We start from the raw sequence: 17,234 nt of genomic DNA on the forward strand, positions 1-17,234 counted from the left end.
AACCTCGGGGTGATGGTCTCCAGCTGCGGGACGGTCTTGGTGGCATTGGCAAGCTGCCGGGCGGCAAGCGCGCCAAGTGCCTGCGATTCGTTCTCGGCCGACGTCATCCAGGTCTCCTCCACTTCTCGGGGTGGGGCCAATCATCGTTGCTCTCTCGCGGGCGTGCACAGGTTTGGAAGTCAGCGTGATGCGAACTCGGTTACAAGTTTGTCTCCGCCGTGCCGTATGGTATTGGCATGCAACACCACGCACAGCCGCGCTTTGGTTTCACGCGCTGCCTCGACGTGCGTTTCTGTTGTTGTTGATTCTTCTGACGCCGTAATTCCTTGCGCTCAGCCCGCCGCCTTCTTGGCGCGATGGCCTGCGCTCTTCGACGCACTCAGAGAGATCAACCCGATGCCAACCGTGTCATTGCTCACATCTGCACCCTCGCGTGTGGCCGCCCGCCGGCGCACCCAGCCGGTCGCGGCCACCAACCTTTCGCGGATGACCCGTTACCGCGCCGGCACGTACTCGCACACCGTCGACACCATCGTTTTCACCGACGGCACGTCCGCGCGTACTGACCTGATCCGCCTCAATCCCAACATCGAGGCCTACTCGCTGGACTTTGCCGGGGTCGCGCCGACCAGGCCGTCGCACTACCGCGCCGACACCTGGTCGGCGGTGCCACATCTGCAGGCCCGTGCCTATGAGGCCGAGGTCGCCTGGATCCTGCGTAACTCCTTCCCGGCGCTCTCGACCACCGAACTCAGCCGTGACCTGCGCGCCGCCGGATATGCACTGGGGTCCCGCAACATCAACGAGCACGAGGCGATCGCCGGAACCCAGGCCGCCATCTGGTACCTGACCAACGGGCTCGAGCTCGACAACCGTCCGCTGAACATCCCGGCCCGGACCATCGAGCGCGCTGGGGAGCTGCGCGTCGAGTTCGACGGGGAGCGCCAGCTGGGGGGCTACTCGGCGGATGTCGTCACGCTCGCCGGCGCGGTGCTCACGTTGCAGAAGTCCCGCGACGGCAAGGTATGGCAGGACGTGGCGGCCTCCAGGGTCACGGTGCCTGCCGGCGGTGGCCGGGTCAGCAAGTCACTGGGTGTGGGCAGCACGGTCGCCCATCACCGCTACGGCCGCACGGGCGGCGGCTACCCCCACTACCGACTGCTCGTCGACGGTGACGCCACCATCGCCGACGTGAGCTTCCGGCTTGCCGGCTCGGGTCTGTACCGCAACACCGCACCCGTTGTGCACCTCTACGACTATCTGTTGGCCGGCGCCCGCGCGGCGCGACGCGCTGCCGTCGCCCCGGCGCTGATCGCATCCGAGGCGGTGGTGGCCCACGGAGACATCGTCGGGCCGTTCCAGCTGGTCACCGCGGACGCCGCGAAGGTCGTGGCCGGCGACGGGTACGCGATTGTCGATGCCGACGGCGCCACGATCACGAAAGCGGTTGCGCCGCATCAGCAGTTCTTCCTGCGAGTGGCCTCCGGCGCCGGTGTCACCACGCTGACCGTCGAGATCCCTGGCGATCCACGGGGTTTCGGTGGGCGAGTAGTGACCGGGGTGGCCCGCGACGAGGTTGCCGGCACGTTCACCCCACTGGCCCTGGCGGTTCCGGTCGCCCAGGTGGTCGAATTCGAGATCGAGTGGGCCGGCTCAGATAGCTGATTTCAGGGTGTGAGTCCTGGCGGTCATGTCGCTTCGGTCGCCGCGGCTTTGACGGCCCGGCTGACTTCCTGGCGCAGCCGGGTGTATTCGGTGCTGCGACGCAGCTCGTCGGCGTCGACGCCGGTGCGGGGCAGGTCGACGGAGAGGTCCAGGGCGACCGTGCCGGGCCGGTGGGTCAGCACCACGATGCGCGATCCGAGGAAAGCCGCCTCGTCGGCACTGTGGGTGACGAACACCGTGGTCCGTCCCGACTCCGCACTGACTTCGCGGATATCCTCCTGCAGCCGCTCCATGGTCAGCGCGTCCAGCGCGGCGAACGGCTCGTCGAGCAGCAGCAGCGATGTCTCCGGGCGCTCGGATGCCAGGGCCCGCGCGATCGCAACGCGTTGCTGCTGACCGCCGCTGATCTCCCAGATCTTGCGGTGCGCAATATCTTTCAATCCGACACGGTGGAGCAGCTCGTCGCGGCGCCGGGCCCGGTGCTCACGGGGAGTGCCGGCGTACTTGAGCGCCAGTTCGACATTGCCACCGACGGACCGCCACGGGAACAGCCGGGGCTGCTGGAACACCACACCCGCGGTCTGTCCGGGAACAGGCTGTCGACCCGACACCCTGATCTCACCGTCGCTCGGCGACTCGAACCCGGCGATCAGGCGCAACAAGGTGCTCTTGCCGCACCCCGATGCGCCGACCAGGACCAGAAACGAGCCGGGTTCCACGTCGAGATCAACCGGTCCCAGTGCAGTCGTCGTACCGTAGCGGTGCTCGACACGGCGGATCTGGATGCCGCCGTCGTTGTGCGCCGCCGAGGACGGGGCCACTTCGGATGCGTCCGCCTTACTGGGTGATGACATCAGGCAAGCCCTGGGTGTAGATGGCGTCCTGGAACGTCTTCAACGGTGCGGCCGAGGGAATCTGCTTCTGGTCGGAGAGGAACTGCGACGCGCTTTGCAGGTTGATCGCGATGTTGCCGGGGCTGCCCTGGCTGCCCAGCCACTGCGGGGATGCCACCTCCTGCGGCGTCAGATACACGCCCTGCCTCAGCTGGCCCTCGACATCGGCTGGCGACAGACCGATTTCGGCGGCGATTGCCTTGGCCGCCGCAGCGGGGTCGTTGTGGATGACGGTCAGTGCCCTGGCTTCCTGCTTACGCCAGACGTCGACGACCTCGGGGTGGTCCTTGGCGAACGAGTTGGACACCGCGGCCAGATCCAGAGTCGGCTTGCCGTCCTTGGCCAGCTGCCGGCTGGTGATGAGGTCCTTGCCGGTCTTACGCAGCTGATCCAGGGTCGGCAACCAGGTATAGGCGGCCTCGATGTCACCGCGCTCCCAGGCCGCCAGGATAGCCTGTGGCTGCAGGTCGATCAGCTGAACGTCGCTGGGCGACAATCCATTCTGAGCCAAGGCGGCGAGCAGACTGTAATGCGCGGTCGAGGCGAACGGAGTGGCCACCCGCTTACCCCTGAGGTCGGCGATCGAGTTGATACCGCTGCCGTTGCGAGCCACCAGTGCCTCGTTGTCACCGGCCACGTCGAGCAGGAAGGCGACGCTGTAGGGAATGTTCAGCGGGGCCGAGAGTCCGCGGGCGACCGGGCTGGAGCCCAAGGACCCGAAGTCGAGTTCCTTGGCGATGAACGCGGTGTTGACGTCGGCACCGGAGTCGAACTTGACCCACTTGATGTTGTAGTCCGGCAACGCATCTTCCAGCCACCGATTGTTCTTCACGATCAGGTCGCCGCTGGGGAAGGTCTGGTACCCGATGCGAAGCGTGGGCTTGCCCGCCTCCGACTTGGAGTGATCAACCGAGCAGCCGGCCATGCCGATCACGGTGATGGCGGCGGCAGCCAGGGTTACGAGCTTCTTCAGGGTCATGCCTTTCCTCTCCAGGGGACGGTGCGACGCTCGACAGCGCGCAACAGACCGTCGATCACGAGCCCCGAGATACCGATCGCGAAAATGCCGACCAGCACCACGGGGGTGTTGTTGTAATTGCTGGCGTCCTTGACCAGGCCGCCGATACCGGGGACGCCGTTGAACAACTCGGCGGCGACCACCGAGGAGTACGCCATGCCGTCGGCCAGCCGGATCCCGGTGAACGTCTCGGGAAGTGCTGACGGAATCACGATGTCGCGCAAGGCATCACGCCGGGACGCGCCCAGTGCCCTGGCCGCCTCGACCAGGCTGACCGGCACGGCCACGACGGCCGCGGTGGTGGCTACCGCGGCAGGCGGCAGAGCCGCCAGTGCCAGCAGGGTCACCTTCGGTGCCTCGTCAATGCCCAGCCAGATCACCAGCAGGAAGAAGTACGCCAGCGGAGGCAGCGCCCGCAAAAAGGTCAGCCAGGGCTCCAGCACGCTGCGGACCCACGGGATCGAGCCCATCAATAAGCCGAGCGCGAGGCCGCCGGCCACACCGATGACAACGCCGGCGAAGACCCGGCGCAGTGTCATGTACAGGTGTTCCCACAACAGGTAGCCGGCGTAGCCGCGGACACCGTCATGGGTGGTCGACACGTCGATGAACGCTCGCCATACCGTGCTCGGGTAGGGCACGAAGGTCTGATTCCAGATCCCGCTCGCCGCCGCCAGCTGCCAGACGGTGAAGAACACCAGCAGAGACAACAGGGGAAGAGCGACGCGGGCCAACCACCCTGGAAATCTCGTCCCACCGGGCGGACGGGTGGCGTCGGGCGGCGCGACGTCGACGAATACAGACACGCGGAACACCTTTGCTTGCTGTTAACCAGCTGTGAATGTCTACGCTCAGTGCGAGTCGAATTCTCCGCAGGTAGTTGCGCTCACGCCGACGCTAAACCTATCTCCGCTGTGAGCCCGCGAGGGAGGGTGATGGCCACCCGTCCCAATTCTCACGCCCCAGGAGGCCCTCGCTGTGACGCAGGTGGAAGATCCCGAGTCCGAGCTGCTACGCCGCCTGCACGACGGCTCGCTGACCGAGATCGAGGTGGCCTGGAGCGACCCCTTCGGCCATGCGGCCGGGAAGCGAATACCCGCAAAGCAATTCATCGACCGCGCCAAGCACGGCTTCGCATTCTGCGAGGCGGCGCTGGGCTGGAACACCGACGGAACGGTGATCGACGGGCTGCGGCTGACCAACTGGGACGACGGATATCCCGATGTGCAGGCCATCCCGGACTTCTCGACGTACAAACCGCTGCCGTGGCGTGCCGGTGTGGGCCACGTGATTTCGGACATCGTGCGCCCGGATGGCTCGCCGTCGCTGCTCGACCCGCGTGGCGTGCTGCGGCGGGTCATTGCGCGGCTGGCGTCGCTGGGCTTCACCGCGAAGGTCGGCGTCGAGTTCGAGTTCTATCTGCTGCAGCCGGACGGCTCGCCGATCCAGGAGGAAATCCAGGCCTACTCGCTGCAGAACGCCAACGGCCTGGATCCGCTCCTGTCGGACCTGCACGACACCCTCGGCGCGTTCACCCGCCTGGAAGGAGTCCAGACCGAGTACGGGCCGGGTCAGGTGGAGACCAACCTGGTGTACACCGACGCGCTTGCCGCCGCTGACGACGGCGCACGGTTGAAGTACGCCGCCAAAGAGGTTGCGCGCAAGCACGGCAAGGTGGCCAGCTTCATGCCCAAGCCGTTCTCGGAACACTCGGGAAGCTCAGCGCACTTGCATATTTCGTTGTGGCGCGGCGACGATCCGGCCTTCGCCGCGGCCGGCGGCGAGGAGGGGGAGCTGACTCTGCTGGCGATCGCCGGTCTGCTCGAACACCTCTCAGCGATCACTGTGTTCGGGGCGCACTCGGTCAACGCCTATCGGCGCTACACCCCGGACTCGTTCGCCCCCGATACCGTGAACTGGAGCCGGGACAACCGCAGCGCGGCGATCCGGTCGCTGGTGGAGGAGTCGCCGAGTGCGTCGCGTATCGAATTGCGTTCGGGTGCTTCGGATGCCAACCCATACTGGCTGATCGCCTCGGCGCTGGCCGCGGTGGTGGCGGGGCTGGAAGCCGGACGCCCGCCTGCAGCCGCCGGAAAGGGCAACCTGTACGGCAAGGGCACACCGTTGCCGGACTCGCTGGGCACTGCGCTGGCGTTGACCGAGCAGGACGACACGATCCTGGAGATCCTGGGCCGGGACTCGGTGCTCGATTTCCTCGCGATCGCTCGCAGCGAGTGGCAGGCGTACACCGGTCACGTCAGCGACTGGGAGCGCCGACGCTACCTGACCACGTCGTGAGTGGGCCACGCTTCGGGGTGTGGGCCCCGGTGTACGGCAACCACGGTGCCCGTCTGCACCCCGACGATCTGCCGGACGCCAGCTACCGGCGCACCCGTGATCTGCTGGTGCACGCCGAGAACCGTGGTTACGACGCGACTTTGGTAGCCCAGCATGTGATCCATCCCAGCGACACCGAAAACGATGTCCTGGAAACCTGGTCCACCCTAGCAGGATTGGCTGAGGCGACCGAGCGTATCGAGCTGATCGGCGCTATCAAACCGCTGCTGTTCAATCCGCTGGTCTTCGCCAAGGTCGCCGCGAACATCGCCGACATCTCCGGCGGCCGGTTGTCGATCAACGTAGTCAGCGGCTGGTTCCTGCCCGAACTCGAAGCGCTGGGCATCGATCCGCTGGCCCATGACGATCGCTACGCCTACACCCAGGAGTGGTTGCAGACCGTTCTGGACCTCTGGAGCGGTCAGCACGTCGACATCGGTGGCCACGGCGGACCACCGGGCAGACAGCAGGCCTTGGTGCGGCCCGTCCCGAAGCACGTCCCACCGGTATACGTCGGCGGGGAGTCAGAGCCGGGCCGCGCGCTGGGCGCCTCGCACGGCGACGTGTACTTCATCAACGGCAGGCCCCTTGCCGATACCACCGCGCTGATCGAGGACCTACGGGCGCGGCCTCGCGACCGTGGGCCGTTGCGATTCGGTTTGTCGGCCTTCGTGATTGCGCGCGAGACCGAGGCCGAGGCCAAGGCGGAGGAAGCGCACCTGCAGGCGTTGATCGACGCGGAGTCGCGTCCCGAGATCTCCAGCGGTACCGATCCCAACACCGCCATGTACAAGGTGCTCGCGGGGACCCAGCGCATCGGCTCCAACGGTGGCACGCTGGCCGGCCTGGTCGGCAGCTACGACCAGGTGATCGAACGGATCGACGCCTTCCACGCGGCCGGGATCGAGTTGTTCATGCTGCAGTTCCAGCCGATCGAGTCGGAACTGGACCGCTTCGCCGACCACATCATCAGCCATTACCGCTGAAAGGCTTTCGTCACGTATGACCGCGCAAACTTCTGAAGCGTCCTCCCCGGTCGCTCCGCGCCCCGGGTTCACCAGTGAGCCCCTGGGCGGCACGGTAGCCGAGCGGCTCGACCGGCTGACCGCGGTCGTCGACGATCTGCGGCACAGCGATCCTGCCGCCGAACGCGGCCGGGTGCTGCAATACGACGCCGTCGAGGCCATCCGTCGCACCGGGGTGCTCACCCTTCGGGTGCCGGCTCAGTACGGGGGACCGGGCGGTTCGGTGCGTGACGTGCTGACCGCGGTCATCCGCATCGCACGCGGCAGTTCCAATGTGGCTCAAGCACTTCGGCCGCACTTCGGCTTCGCCGAGCGGTTGCTGAGCAACCGGGCCACCGAAGCGGAACGGGAGGAATGGTTCCCGCGGGTCAACACCGGAGTGATCATCGGCAACGCGATCACCGACGCGAAAGGCAAGACGCCTGCCGGAGCCGATACCACGCTGCTGGCCGACGGTGACGGCGTGCTGCGGCTCAATGGCTACAAGTTCTATTCCACCGGAACGCTTTTCGCCGACTTGATCGCGGTATCGGCGAGCGACTCCGAAGGTCGGGACCTTCAGGCGATAGTGCCTGCCGGGCGCGAGGGTGTGGAACTCTTCGACGACTGGGAGGGTTTCGGCCAGCGCACCACCGCCAGCGGTGGCACCCGCTTCACCAACGTGGAGGTCCAACCGCACGAGGTGACCACCGTGTCCGACGGTAAGCATCTGGGCCACAGCACCGCGTTTCTGCAGCTGTATCTGGCCGCGGTCGCTGCTGGGATCGCGGCGGCCGCCCGTGACGACGCTGTCTGGTACGTGCAGACCAAGGCGCGTCCCGCGTCGCACTCGCTGGCCGACACGGCCGCCCGTGATCCGTTCACTCTGCAGGCCGTCGGCGAGATCTCGGCGAATGCCTCCGCGGCCGAGGCGCTGGTGCTCGGTGCCGCTGACGCACTCGACGCGGTGGTGGACTCCGGTCGCATCGCCGACGCCGATGAACTGGCCCGGGTGGCGATCGTCGTCGCCGAAGCCCAGCTGATCGCCGAGCGGCTGACCCTGGCCGCCGCCGAGCGGCTCTTCGACACTGGTGGGGCCTCGGCCACAGCCCGTGCGCTCAACCTCGACCGGCACTGGCGCAACGTCCGCACGGTCGCCACCCACAACCCGCTGGCCTACAAGGCTCACGCCTCAGGCAACTACCTGGTCAACGGTGTCTGGCCGCCGGCGAACGGCTACTTCTGATCCAGGCTGCCCAGGTCGTCTGGCACGTCGACGGCATACTCCTGCAATGTCTCCAGGGGCACCACATCCAGCGTCCGTTCGTGGGTGCACGCCAGCACCACCGGTGCGGCATGCCCGTCGGTGTGGGCGCGTAGCCAGTTCAGCGCGGTGACGCACCACCGGTCGCCGGGCGTCAGGCCGGGAAACCTGTACTGCGGCATCGGGGTCGACAGGTCGTTGCCGATCGAACGCTGGTGCTCGAGGAACTCGGCGGTCACCACCGCGCAGATCGTATGCCTGCCGGCGTCTTCAGGCCCCGTCGAACAGCAGCCGTCGCGGTAGAAACCCGTCATCGGGTCAGTCCCGCACGGTTCGAGGGGACCGCCCAGCACGTTGCGATCAGCCATCGTGTCAGTATCGCGTGACGCGGGAAGCGACGCGGCCCCTCAGCCGTTATTAACGTCGATGGTTAATGTGCTGAGGGGCCGAGACGGCGAATTGGCCGGCGTGGCGACACTGCTGCGGCGGGCCAGCGGCGAGGGCCGAGGCGCGTTGATCTGCCTGCGCGGTGAAGCGGGCATGGGCAAGACTGCCTTGGTGCAGGCCATCGCCGCCGAGGCGGTCGACGCTGGTTTCGCCGTCGGATTGGGCAAGGCCGAGGAACTCCATCAGATCGCGGCGGGGGCGCCGCTGCTGGTCGCGCTGCGGTCAGGGCCGAACCCGCTACTCGACGCCGACAGCTTTGCCGCGCTCGCGCCCCTGCATCACCAGCCGTTGTGGCTCGTCGACCGCATCGCGTCGCTGCTGGCCGATCTCTCCGCACGCACACCCGTACTGATCGTGATCGACGACGCGCAGTGGGCCGACCCGGTGACCCGCTTTGCGCTCGACACACTGCCGAGCAGGCTGGCCGGATCCCCGGTGGTATGGCTCGTCGCGAGCCGCGACATTGCCGCCGACGTCATGGACACCGTCGACAACGTCGAGCGGCATCGGCTGGTGCTGGGCCCGCTGAGCGACGCCACCCTCGATGTGCTCGCCCGCGACTACCTCGGTGGCCCGGCCGAAGGGTTGACCCGTCGCCGCCTGTACGCCGTCGGCGGCAATCCCTTCCTGGCCGTACAGCTGCTGGCGGGTGCGGCTAAGGCCCGCGAGGCTGGGGACAGCGCCGACGACATTCCGGCCTCCTTCGCCGCCGCGATCGACGGTCGCCTGCGTTCGCTCAGTGCGCGCACGGGCGAGTTGGTCGAGCTCGCGGCGGTCTGGGGCCGGCCGCTCGACCTCTCCGATGCGGCCGAATTGCTCAGCGAACCCGCCGTCATGGTGATCGCGGCCTTACGCAGGGAGGCCCATGCACACGGCCTGCTGGCCGACGACCGCGACCACATCGTCTTCGCGCACGATCTGATCCGCGAAGCGGCCTACCAGAACGTGCCCGCCGCGGCGCGGCGTGAGTTGCATCTGCGCTGTGCCAAGTATCTGGTGGCATCGGGCAAGGGCGTGGTGGCCGCGGCGCCGCACGCGCGCGTCGGGGCGAGGTTCGGTGATCTCGAGGTGGTCGAGATTCTTCGCGGGGCCGCCGCCCAGACCTCGCTGACCATGCCCGCGGTGGCCGCGCCGCTGATCGTCGAGGCCTTCGGACTGCTCGGCCCGGACCACAGCCAGCGAGCGGAGATCGGCGAGCAGTGCGCCGAGATCCTGATCCGCGCTCAGCGCGGCAACGATGCGGTGGCGGTCATCGACACGCTGCTCGCCGCGACATCGGAGACCGACGACCGAGCCCATCTGCAATCACTTGCTGCCCAAGCGCTTTGGTTGACGGGTCAGCTGGGTGAGATCGACCGGCGCCTTGTCGATGCGCGGACCCGGCCTGACTTGTCGCCGCGTTTTCAGGCCCGTCTCGCCGCGGTCGAGGCCCTGGTGCTCACCCGTGCCGGGACCGCGCAGAGGGCCATCGAGGCCGCCGAGGCGGCGCTGTCGCGGGGGCGCGCGCTCGGTGACGAATGCACGCAACTTCTGGCCTTGCAGGCGCTGGCCGAGGCGGGCACCGCAGAGGGTAGGCATGCGTCGGCACGCGGGCACTACCGGGCGCTGCGCGCGTTGGGCGGCACCACGTATCTGGCCGGTGAGATCTTGGCGCTGCAGCAGTTGGACCGCTTCGCAGAAGCCGAAGAGCTGCTGACCCGGGCCCATCATGGGGACCAGGGGCGTCCCGGCGAGCACAGCCTGCCGTCGCTGGTGTTCGCTCAACTGTTGCAGGACTTCAAGCTCGGGCGGCTGGCCGAAGCGGAGGTCGGCGCGCTGACGGTGGTCCGCCTCTGCGACGAGATCGGCACCTACGTCCACAAATTCGAGGCGTGGCTGATCGCCAGCATCGTCGCGGTCATCCGCGGCGATCTGGCACTGGCCCGCGAACGGTTGCAGTCGGCCGAGGAGACGGGCCTCACCGACGATGCCGTGCGGCAGCCGCCGGTGCTGTTGATCAAGGGTCGAATCGCCGGTGCGGAAGGGCGATTCGACGAGAGTGTACGAATCTTCAAGCCGCTCATGGCATCACTGGCACAGTCCCGGTCGTGGTGGCCGAGGAACCCTGAGCTGCTGCGGGTGCAGGCCGGTATCGCCGTCGCGGCTGCCGACCACGAATTCGCCCGCGAGACAGTTGAACGCGCGAAGCTCGCGGCCGAACGCAACCCCGGTGTCGCCAGTTTCGAGGGGGTGGCGCTCCAGGTCGAAGGATTCGTCTCACGCGACGCGGCCACCCTGCGCAGCGCGGTCAAGATCCTGCGCGAGTCACCGCGATCCCTCCTGTTGGCCGGTGCGCTGGCCGATTACGGCGCCGTGCTGGTCGACAAGGGCGACCGGCACACCGGCGTCGGTGTGTTGTCCGAGGCACACGATTTGTTCGCCGGGCTCGGCGCGAACCACTACCTGCGCGGTGTGGAGCGGGATCTGCGCCGGGCGGGCGCGCCCGCCGACGAGCGCGAGGCCCTGACCAAGGCGGAAGAGCGGGTGGCACAGCTGGTGAGCGAGGGTCACACCAACCAATCCGTAGCCTCCGCTCTCGGCGTCTCGGTCCACACCGTCAACACCCATTTACGTGCGGTTTTCCGCAAAATGGGGGTCCGGTCGCGGGTCCAGCTCGCCAATGCGATGAGCACCAGAACGTCCCGACGCCACTGATTCCGTAGCCGCAAAGCGGCGGGGTAGCCCTGACGATCTCATCAATTTGTGCGATGGTCACCCAAACTTACTCAGCAGTAGGTTCCCGATTGTCAGTACATACCTCAACATTTCGGGACCCCTCATGCAACGTGCAGTTCGTTCTTCCGTCACGGCTGGTGTGGCGCTCCTCGGTGCCGGCGTCATCGCCGCCTCGCCGATCGCGCCACCGGTGCCTGATATCCACCTGCCGGCGATCCACGTCGACGCGACGACCCTCGCGGCGGCGGTAAGCCCGATCGACACCTACAAGCAGGTCTTCGAGACCGCGAGGGCCAACCTGCAGGCTTTGGTCGACGCCGCTGAACCCGGTGCGGTGCTCAAGCAGATCCTTGCCAACCAGGCAGCCAGCTTCACCGCACTGGGTGACGCGTTGGGCACGAGCGGCGGCGAGTTGTTCACCGCCCTCACCCGGACGGCGCCTGAGCAGCTGCAGAACGCACTGACCGCGCTTGCGGCAGGCAATGTTGAAGCGGCCACCAACGCCCTGCTGTTCGTCCCGCTGGCCGTCGGCCAGCCGCTCATCAACCTGCTGCCAGCGATTCAGACGTTCACTGCCCAGCCGATCCAGAGCCTGCTCAACGTGGGCAAGATCTTCGACGATCCGGTCTACGACGCCCTGGTGGTCGTCGGCCTGCTCGGTCCCGTGATCACCGGCCTCGGCGCCACCGGGGCCGCCATACAGAACGTGATCGACGCGGTGCACACGGGCGATCCACAGCAGGTCGTCAATGCCATCCTCACCGGCCCGGCGACGATCATCGACGGCGTGCTCAACGGCGGGTACGGCCCCGACCTCGACCCGCTGGTCGGTATCGGCGTCAAAGTGCAGGCTGGTGGTCTGTTCAGCCCCGGCGGGTTCGACTTCACGAACGGCACCGTGCTCAACATCGCCGGCCCGATCGGAACCCTGGAGACGCTGGCCCAACAGATCGTCAGGGCGCTGAAGCCTTCCGCGGCAGTCACCGCGGCGGTCCTCCCCAAGGCGCTGCCCGCCGCATCAACGACGACCGAGACCACGCCCAAGGCGTCGGCAAAGCCGGTGGGGCACACGCCGCCGGCGCCCTCGGCGACGAAGAACGGCAACGGCAACGGTGACTCGGCCAGCGGCTCGACGCACGAGCACAAGGCCACCGGCCGCGGCCACAGCGCGCGCTAGACGGCGGCCGGGTCCCTCCTCACTCGGTGGGGAGGGACCCGTCGTTGTTCCGGCCACGCCGACGCCATCCGCGATATCCACGGTGTGCGGCGAACGCTCCGATGATCGCGGTGATGCACCACACCGCGACCGCGGCGTAGGCCAGCGGTGAGGATAGATCTGAGATCGACGCTCCCAGTGCGGTGTACACGAACGCCCGGGGTGCGGATCCGATGAACGCTCCGATTGCCATCTGCCACAACGGTATTCCGAAAGCGCCGAATGCGTACGACGCCATGGCGTCGGAAATGCCCGGAACGAACCGCTGACCCACGACCGCCCACAACCCGCGGCGCTGGATCTGGGCGTCGATGCGCGCAGACCAGTCGGGCCCGAGTAGGACCCGGGCGCTGTCGCGTCCGGCTCGCCGGCCGAGCAGGGCGGCGATGATCGCCGTGGTCGCCGTCGAGCCCAGCGTCACGAACGTGCCGAGCAGCGGCCCGAACAACACGCCGCTGCCGGCGGCCAGCAGTGCACCGGGGACGAACACCGCGGCCAGCAGCGCCGAAACCGTCAGATAGACCAGGGGAGCCAGCGGGCCGGTCGCGGCTACCGCATCACGAATCTGCCCCACGTCGATCAGCCGGGACACCGCCACCAGATAGAACATGCCCAGCAGGAACGCGAGGAACAGCCCGAGTCGCAGGACATGCGGCCACCGGCGGGCTACCGGGGGATCGGTGTTGTCGGCCATTCACTCTTTGTAGTAGACGATCTGGTGACTGGTCGCCAACAGCGTCCCGTCCCGGCCCCAAATCTGTGCGGTCTGGTCGAAATAACCGCGGGCAAACCGCTGGGCGAGCGCACTCGCGAGGACGTAGTCCGTGCCTTGTTTTCCAAGTTCGGCACCGTCGACATGGAAGTACGTGGTCAGCGAGATCGTGCCGGCCGGCAGCATGCGTCCGCGGCGGAGAAACACCCGCGGATAGAACACGTCGCTGAGCGCAGTGAGCGCGGCGAAGTCGAGCTCGCGGGCCGGACGTTGACGTACCCACAGCGTTGTCGTGGACGACGCGCTTTCCGCCGGCTCGGTCGGCACACCGCCCTCGACGTAGTGCATATCGTAGTTGCGCATCCAGGGCACCGGCCCGGGAACCGTTGTGTGCAGCAGACTTTCGGGATCGGGTGCCTCCGGCATCGTGGCCTCGGTGTCGGACCAGACGTCGCGGCGGACACCGAAGACGGCGGTGGCGGTCGTCGTCAGACCATGCTCCTGACGCACTTCGGCGGTCCAGTGCTGATTGGTCCGGTTGGTCCGCGCCGCACGCACGACGACATCGAAGGGGCCGTCGTTGACCGGGGCGAGATAGTTGACCGTCAAGGCGACGGGTTCACCGATCCGGTCCGGGTGGGACTCGATCGCACGCACGATCGCGGCCGCCGTCACTCCGCCGAACGGGCCGACCATGTTGGCGAACTCCGGGGTGGTCTGGCCGGTGTAACGACCGGTGCCGTTGTCGGCCAGGCTGATTGCGCTGTCAAATGCGTGCAGGGTGGTGGTCATCGGATCGTCTTTCTGGTCTTGGCGGGACGGGCGCCGGGGCCCGGTCGCGGCTCGGTGTCGAAGGCGGTCAGCGGAGTCTGGTGGGAGCGGCATCGCAGGCTCAGTTCGACGGGGTGGCCGCAGTCCCGGTGCACGACCTCGACCGGCGGCCCGTCGGAGTCGGCCTCCCACTTGTCGCCCCACTGCATCAGTGCGATCACGGCGGGCAGCAGATCGCGGCCCTTCTCCGTCAGCCGATACTCGTGGCGTTCACGGTGACCGGGCTCCTGATACGGCACCCGTCGCAGCACTCCTGCCGCGACCAGGGTGCTCAGCCGGTCGGTCAACACCTGGCGGGGACAGCCGATACGGGCCTGGAACCGCTCGAAGCGCCGCGCACCGTAGAACGCTTCGCGCAGGACCAGAAGTGTCCACTTTTCGCCGACGACATCCAGAGCCCGCTTGACCGAACAGTTTTCGGTACTGATCGAGTCGCGGTCGACGGACATGATCGCCACCCTAGCAGAGTCTGAATAATGAACTCAGATCGTGCGGCGAATGTCACTCACGGGTCGGGATAGGAGCTTAGTCGGGATAGGAGCTACGTCGTGGTGGTCAGCGAGGCTTTCAACGAGGCCAGGTTTGTCGACATCAGGATGACGTTGTAGTTGCCCCAGATCGACATGTCCCAGTACAGGTTGCTGACGTCTGGATCGCCGTTGTTATCGACCAGTTGCCCGGTTCCCGACCACGGGTGGATCATCGGCGCATACAGACCCGGGTACTGCGCCGAGGTCGCCACCGTTATCGGCGCGGACCACTGGCCGTTGGGCTCGTCGGCATAGCGCAGCACCACGTTGTTCTGGCTGTTGGTGTACATCATCACGTACTTGCCCAGGTAATCGTTGTACTGGACCGACATCTCGCTGACGTTGCCGCCGGTCTTGGCGCCGAAGAGGCCGCCGAGGTAGCCGCCCAGCACCTTCGGGTTGTTGGCCCAGTCGATGATGGGGCCGAAAAGCCCTGTGGAATGGGTGGAATCGCCGATGATCGCCACAGCGGCAACGGGTTTGTCGGTGACCCAGTCGGTTCCGTTCCAGTACTGATATTGGGACAGGTCGGTGACGTCGCCGACCGGCACCCGCGACAGGTAGGCAGAGCCGGCCCGGCCCGACGGCGTGCCGAAGGCGTAGAGATACTGGGTGCCGCCGGGGGCGACCTGGTCAGCGGGTTCCAGCACGTAGGCCGCCTGCTGGAAGTTCTGGTCGCCCGGGACGTAGGGAGTCGACGAACCGAACCAGCTCGCGGATCGGATCGTCGAGGTCACCAGGTTCCATGTGTTGGTCGCCTGGTTGTACATCGAGATCGCGGAGTAGTTGGTGGTCCACCGGCCGGGGGAGTCCCAGGATTTGACCGACATGTAGTTCACGTACTGCTGATCCAGGACGGAGATGGCCGAGGTCGGGATGATCGTCACCTCGGAACCGATGAATGGGAACAGCGCGCTGGGAACACTCGCGATGAATTGATAGGCGTAGCCGGTCTGCAGCAGGGTCATACCGTTGCTCAGATTGTTGTCGATACTCAAGAGCAAGACGTTCGACCGCCAGGTACCGGTCTGATTGGGCCCACTGAAGGTGTCGCCGAACGCGATCTGGATCTTGCCGGTCAGCCCGTTCTCCCAGATGATCCCGAGGTCGGTGCCGTAGATACCGAAACCGCTGGTGTTGTTGGTCTGCGGCCAGGTGCCGTTGACCTGGCCGGTCACCCAGCCGATCGGGTTCGAGGTCAGGGAGCTCACCGAGGAGTTCACCGAGGCCGCGGCCCGTGTCATGGTGGTGGACGCGGCCGCCGCGAACGCGCGGATCGACGATGCGACGTGCTCGAGATCCCGCCGGGCTGTCGCCAGCAATGCGGTCGCGTCGGGAACGGGCAGTGCGGGGGAGTTGCTCGTACCGGTGCGGGCGACAGCGGTGGTGGCGGCAGTGGCGCTGGCCGTCGATCGGATGGTGCTGCTCACCGTTTCACTTGTCGCCGCGGGGCTGATTGCGGCCGCGCCGGTCGAGCTGGTCGAAGCGCCCCCCGACGTGGATGCCGCGGCGCGGTTGGAATTCGCCTTACCCGCGGCGCGCGCAGAGGAGGCCGCCGGCTTGCTGGCCTTGGCCGGCGAAGAGCCGGTGCCCGACGAGCTGTGCGTCGATGAGCCAGAATCGCCGGATCCGGCCGTCTCGGCCCAAGCCGCACCGGCGCCGGCGAGGATCGCCACGCCCACTCCGAGACCGACCGCCAGGCCGCCGATACGACCCACATACGCCGAGGCATTCATCGAAGGACCCATAACTTCTCCCCTTGCTCAGAGCAGACGGTACCGCACCTGGCAAACCTCATGGGCCACTCTGGACACGCGTCGCGCAAACAAATTCCCCGGTCAAACGATTGTGAGAAGCCAGTCAGCGTTGGCGATCACGATGCACGGAACAAATTGTTGGCGAACCTTGACGCGACCGTGACACCGCTGTGAGGAAACGTCGCGGCTGTCGGGGGTGCTCGCCCCTTCTCGAGTGGCAGGGTCCCGCGCTTGAACAGGCATTCAGACCTACCTGAGGCCCCTCCGACGATCATCGCGCCGCCCGCCCCGACCGAGTCGGGCGGCAACCACCATCACGGGCTCAACGGGATTTCGTAAGCTCCTTCGCGATCGCCGCGTGATAGCGATCGATGTTGGCCGGGTTGACGATTCGGAAGAAACCGTCAGGCATCGGCGCGTCTTTCGGTGCCTCGATGGTCATCGTCCGTGTGAACAACGTGATGCCCTCGCCGGGCGTCGTGAAGTGATACTGGACGGTGATCCGGCCATCCATCCCGCCGTTGCCCTCCCGGTCGTGGCCGAGGCGGCCCACCGAGTTGAACACCCACAGCTTGGGCCGCACGGCGATCGCCAGGTGCCAGGTGAATATGCGGTCACCGTCGGGGCCGCCCTCTTCCCAGGTGTCGCCGACGGCCAGCGGCAACGCGTCGAGCTTGCCCACGTAATTGCTGCCGGGATAGGTCTTCGTCCAGTTCGCCGGATTGGTGACGAAGTCGTAGAGCGTCTCCGGTGACTGGCTGAAGGCTGTCTCCGAACTCGTGGTCACGATGCCCAATTGCGTTGCCTTTCTTGAGTGCTATGCGCGCAGTTTACATTTTTACGTG

At 66.8% G+C, this 17,234-nt stretch carries 15 protein-coding genes; 6 read left to right on the forward strand and 9 right to left on the reverse strand.

Annotated features, from left to right (window positions below; translation table 11 throughout):
• Window positions 1–396 precede the first annotated feature (396 nt).
• Window positions 397–1,665 (forward strand): thioester domain-containing protein, encoded by a 1,269-nt coding sequence (locus tag CG716_RS22075; protein WP_094483262.1) that lies wholly within the window; start codon window positions 397–399, stop codon window positions 1,663–1,665.
• 23 nt (window positions 1,666–1,688) lie between these two features.
• Here CG716_RS22075 and CG716_RS22080 read toward each other — a convergent pair whose 3' ends face one another.
• From CG716_RS22080 to CG716_RS22090, 3 genes are read right to left on the reverse strand one after another with little or no spacing between them, the layout of a single operon-like run.
• Window positions 1,689–2,519 (reverse strand): ABC transporter ATP-binding protein, encoded by an 831-nt coding sequence (locus CG716_RS22080; RefSeq protein ID WP_094483263.1) that lies wholly within the window; start codon window positions 2,517–2,519, stop codon window positions 1,689–1,691.
• Window positions 2,503–3,537, reverse strand: coding sequence for a taurine ABC transporter substrate-binding protein (locus CG716_RS22085; RefSeq protein ID WP_094483264.1), 1,035 nt, complete (start codon window positions 3,535–3,537; stop codon window positions 2,503–2,505). The genes CG716_RS22080 and CG716_RS22085 overlap by 17 nt, the downstream gene beginning before the upstream one ends.
• A complete protein-coding gene (locus CG716_RS22090) occupies window positions 3,534–4,382 on the reverse strand; it encodes an ABC transporter permease (protein ID WP_094483350.1) in 849 nt (282 codons plus the stop codon). The genes CG716_RS22085 and CG716_RS22090 overlap by 4 nt, the downstream gene beginning before the upstream one ends.
• A gap of 172 nt (window positions 4,383–4,554) precedes the next feature.
• Here CG716_RS22090 and CG716_RS22095 point away from each other — a divergent pair, with 172 nt between their 5' ends.
• The 3 genes from CG716_RS22095 to CG716_RS22105 are packed head-to-tail and all read left to right on the forward strand — an operon-like array spanning window position 4,555 to window position 8,163.
• The gene (locus tag CG716_RS22095) at window positions 4,555–5,874 is read left to right on the forward strand and encodes a glutamine synthetase family protein (protein WP_094483265.1); all 1,320 of its coding nucleotides are present in this window, start codon (window positions 4,555–4,557) and stop codon (window positions 5,872–5,874) included.
• Window positions 5,871–6,899: an LLM class flavin-dependent oxidoreductase gene (locus tag CG716_RS22100; protein WP_094483266.1), complete on the forward strand. Its 1,029-nt coding sequence runs from the start codon at window positions 5,871–5,873 to the stop codon at window positions 6,897–6,899. Before CG716_RS22095 ends, CG716_RS22100 begins: the two co-directional genes overlap by 4 nt.
• A gap of 16 nt (window positions 6,900–6,915) precedes the next feature.
• Complete coding sequence (locus tag CG716_RS22105) at window positions 6,916–8,163, forward strand: acyl-CoA dehydrogenase family protein (protein ID WP_094483267.1); 1,248 nt, start codon at window positions 6,916–6,918, stop codon at window positions 8,161–8,163.
• On the opposite strand, the gene CG716_RS22110 is transcribed toward CG716_RS22105, so the two are convergent.
• Complete coding sequence (locus tag CG716_RS22110; protein ID WP_094483268.1) at window positions 8,154–8,549, reverse strand: DUF2237 family protein; 396 nt, start codon at window positions 8,547–8,549, stop codon at window positions 8,154–8,156. The two genes, CG716_RS22105 and CG716_RS22110, sit on opposite strands and share 10 nt — an antisense overlap.
• Window positions 8,550–8,616: 67 nt before the next feature.
• On the opposite strand from CG716_RS22110, the gene CG716_RS22115 reads away from it, so the two are divergent.
• Both CG716_RS22115 and CG716_RS22120 read left to right on the forward strand, forming a co-directional pair.
• The gene (locus CG716_RS22115) at window positions 8,617–11,322 is read left to right on the forward strand and encodes an ATP-binding protein (protein WP_165774245.1); all 2,706 of its coding nucleotides are present in this window, start codon (window positions 8,617–8,619) and stop codon (window positions 11,320–11,322) included.
• A 124-nt stretch (window positions 11,323–11,446) separates the two neighbouring features.
• Window positions 11,447–12,520, forward strand: coding sequence for a hypothetical protein (locus CG716_RS22120; RefSeq protein ID WP_133066998.1), 1,074 nt, complete (start codon window positions 11,447–11,449; stop codon window positions 12,518–12,520).
• Window positions 12,521–12,539: 19 nt separating this feature from the next.
• Here the strand turns inward: CG716_RS22120 and CG716_RS22125 are convergent, their stop codons facing one another.
• From CG716_RS22125 to CG716_RS22145, 5 genes are all read right to left on the reverse strand, one after another.
• Window positions 12,540–13,253 (reverse strand): TVP38/TMEM64 family protein, encoded by a 714-nt coding sequence (locus tag CG716_RS22125; protein ID WP_094483271.1) that lies wholly within the window; start codon window positions 13,251–13,253, stop codon window positions 12,540–12,542.
• Window positions 13,254–14,063: an acyl-CoA thioesterase gene (locus CG716_RS22130; RefSeq protein WP_094483272.1), complete on the reverse strand. Its 810-nt coding sequence runs from the start codon at window positions 14,061–14,063 to the stop codon at window positions 13,254–13,256.
• Complete coding sequence (locus tag CG716_RS22135) at window positions 14,060–14,551, reverse strand: winged helix-turn-helix transcriptional regulator (protein WP_094483351.1); 492 nt, start codon at window positions 14,549–14,551, stop codon at window positions 14,060–14,062. Before CG716_RS22135 ends, CG716_RS22130 begins: the two co-directional genes overlap by 4 nt.
• A 92-nt stretch (window positions 14,552–14,643) precedes the next feature.
• Entirely contained in the window at window positions 14,644–16,380 is a 1,737-nt protein-coding gene (locus CG716_RS22140) for a glycoside hydrolase family 183 protein (protein ID WP_094483273.1), read from the reverse strand.
• A 331-nt stretch (window positions 16,381–16,711) separates the two neighbouring features.
• Window positions 16,712–17,185 (reverse strand): SRPBCC family protein, encoded by a 474-nt coding sequence (locus CG716_RS22145; RefSeq protein WP_094483274.1) that lies wholly within the window; start codon window positions 17,183–17,185, stop codon window positions 16,712–16,714.
• Window positions 17,186–17,234: the final 49 nt, after the last annotated feature.

Origin of the sequence: Mycolicibacterium sphagni, from assembly GCF_002250655.1 — a bacterium.
Lineage (GTDB): Bacteria > Actinomycetota > Actinomycetes > Mycobacteriales > Mycobacteriaceae > Mycobacterium > Mycobacterium sphagni.

Coding starts and splice junctions, on each gene's coding strand:
- CG716_RS22110 (WP_094483268.1), bottom strand. CDS start 8,549: ATGGCTGATCGCAACGTGCTGGGCGGTCCCCTCGAACCGTGCGGGACT.
- CG716_RS22135 (WP_094483351.1), bottom strand. CDS start 14,551: ATGTCCGTCGACCGCGACTCGATCAGTACCGAAAACTGTTCGGTCAAG.
- CG716_RS22130 (WP_094483272.1), bottom strand. CDS start 14,063: ATGACCACCACCCTGCACGCATTTGACAGCGCAATCAGCCTGGCCGAC.
- CG716_RS22105 (WP_094483267.1), top strand. CDS start 6,916: ATGACCGCGCAAACTTCTGAAGCGTCCTCCCCGGTCGCTCCGCGCCCC.
- CG716_RS22085 (WP_094483264.1), bottom strand. CDS start 3,537: ATGACCCTGAAGAAGCTCGTAACCCTGGCTGCCGCCGCCATCACCGTG.
- CG716_RS22075 (WP_094483262.1), top strand. CDS start 397: ATGCCAACCGTGTCATTGCTCACATCTGCACCCTCGCGTGTGGCCGCC.
- CG716_RS22140 (WP_094483273.1), bottom strand. CDS start 16,380: ATGGGTCCTTCGATGAATGCCTCGGCGTATGTGGGTCGTATCGGCGGC.
- CG716_RS22120 (WP_133066998.1), top strand. CDS start 11,447: ATGCAACGTGCAGTTCGTTCTTCCGTCACGGCTGGTGTGGCGCTCCTC.
- CG716_RS22125 (WP_094483271.1), bottom strand. CDS start 13,253: ATGGCCGACAACACCGATCCCCCGGTAGCCCGCCGGTGGCCGCATGTC.
- CG716_RS22080 (WP_094483263.1), bottom strand. CDS start 2,519: ATGTCATCACCCAGTAAGGCGGACGCATCCGAAGTGGCCCCGTCCTCG.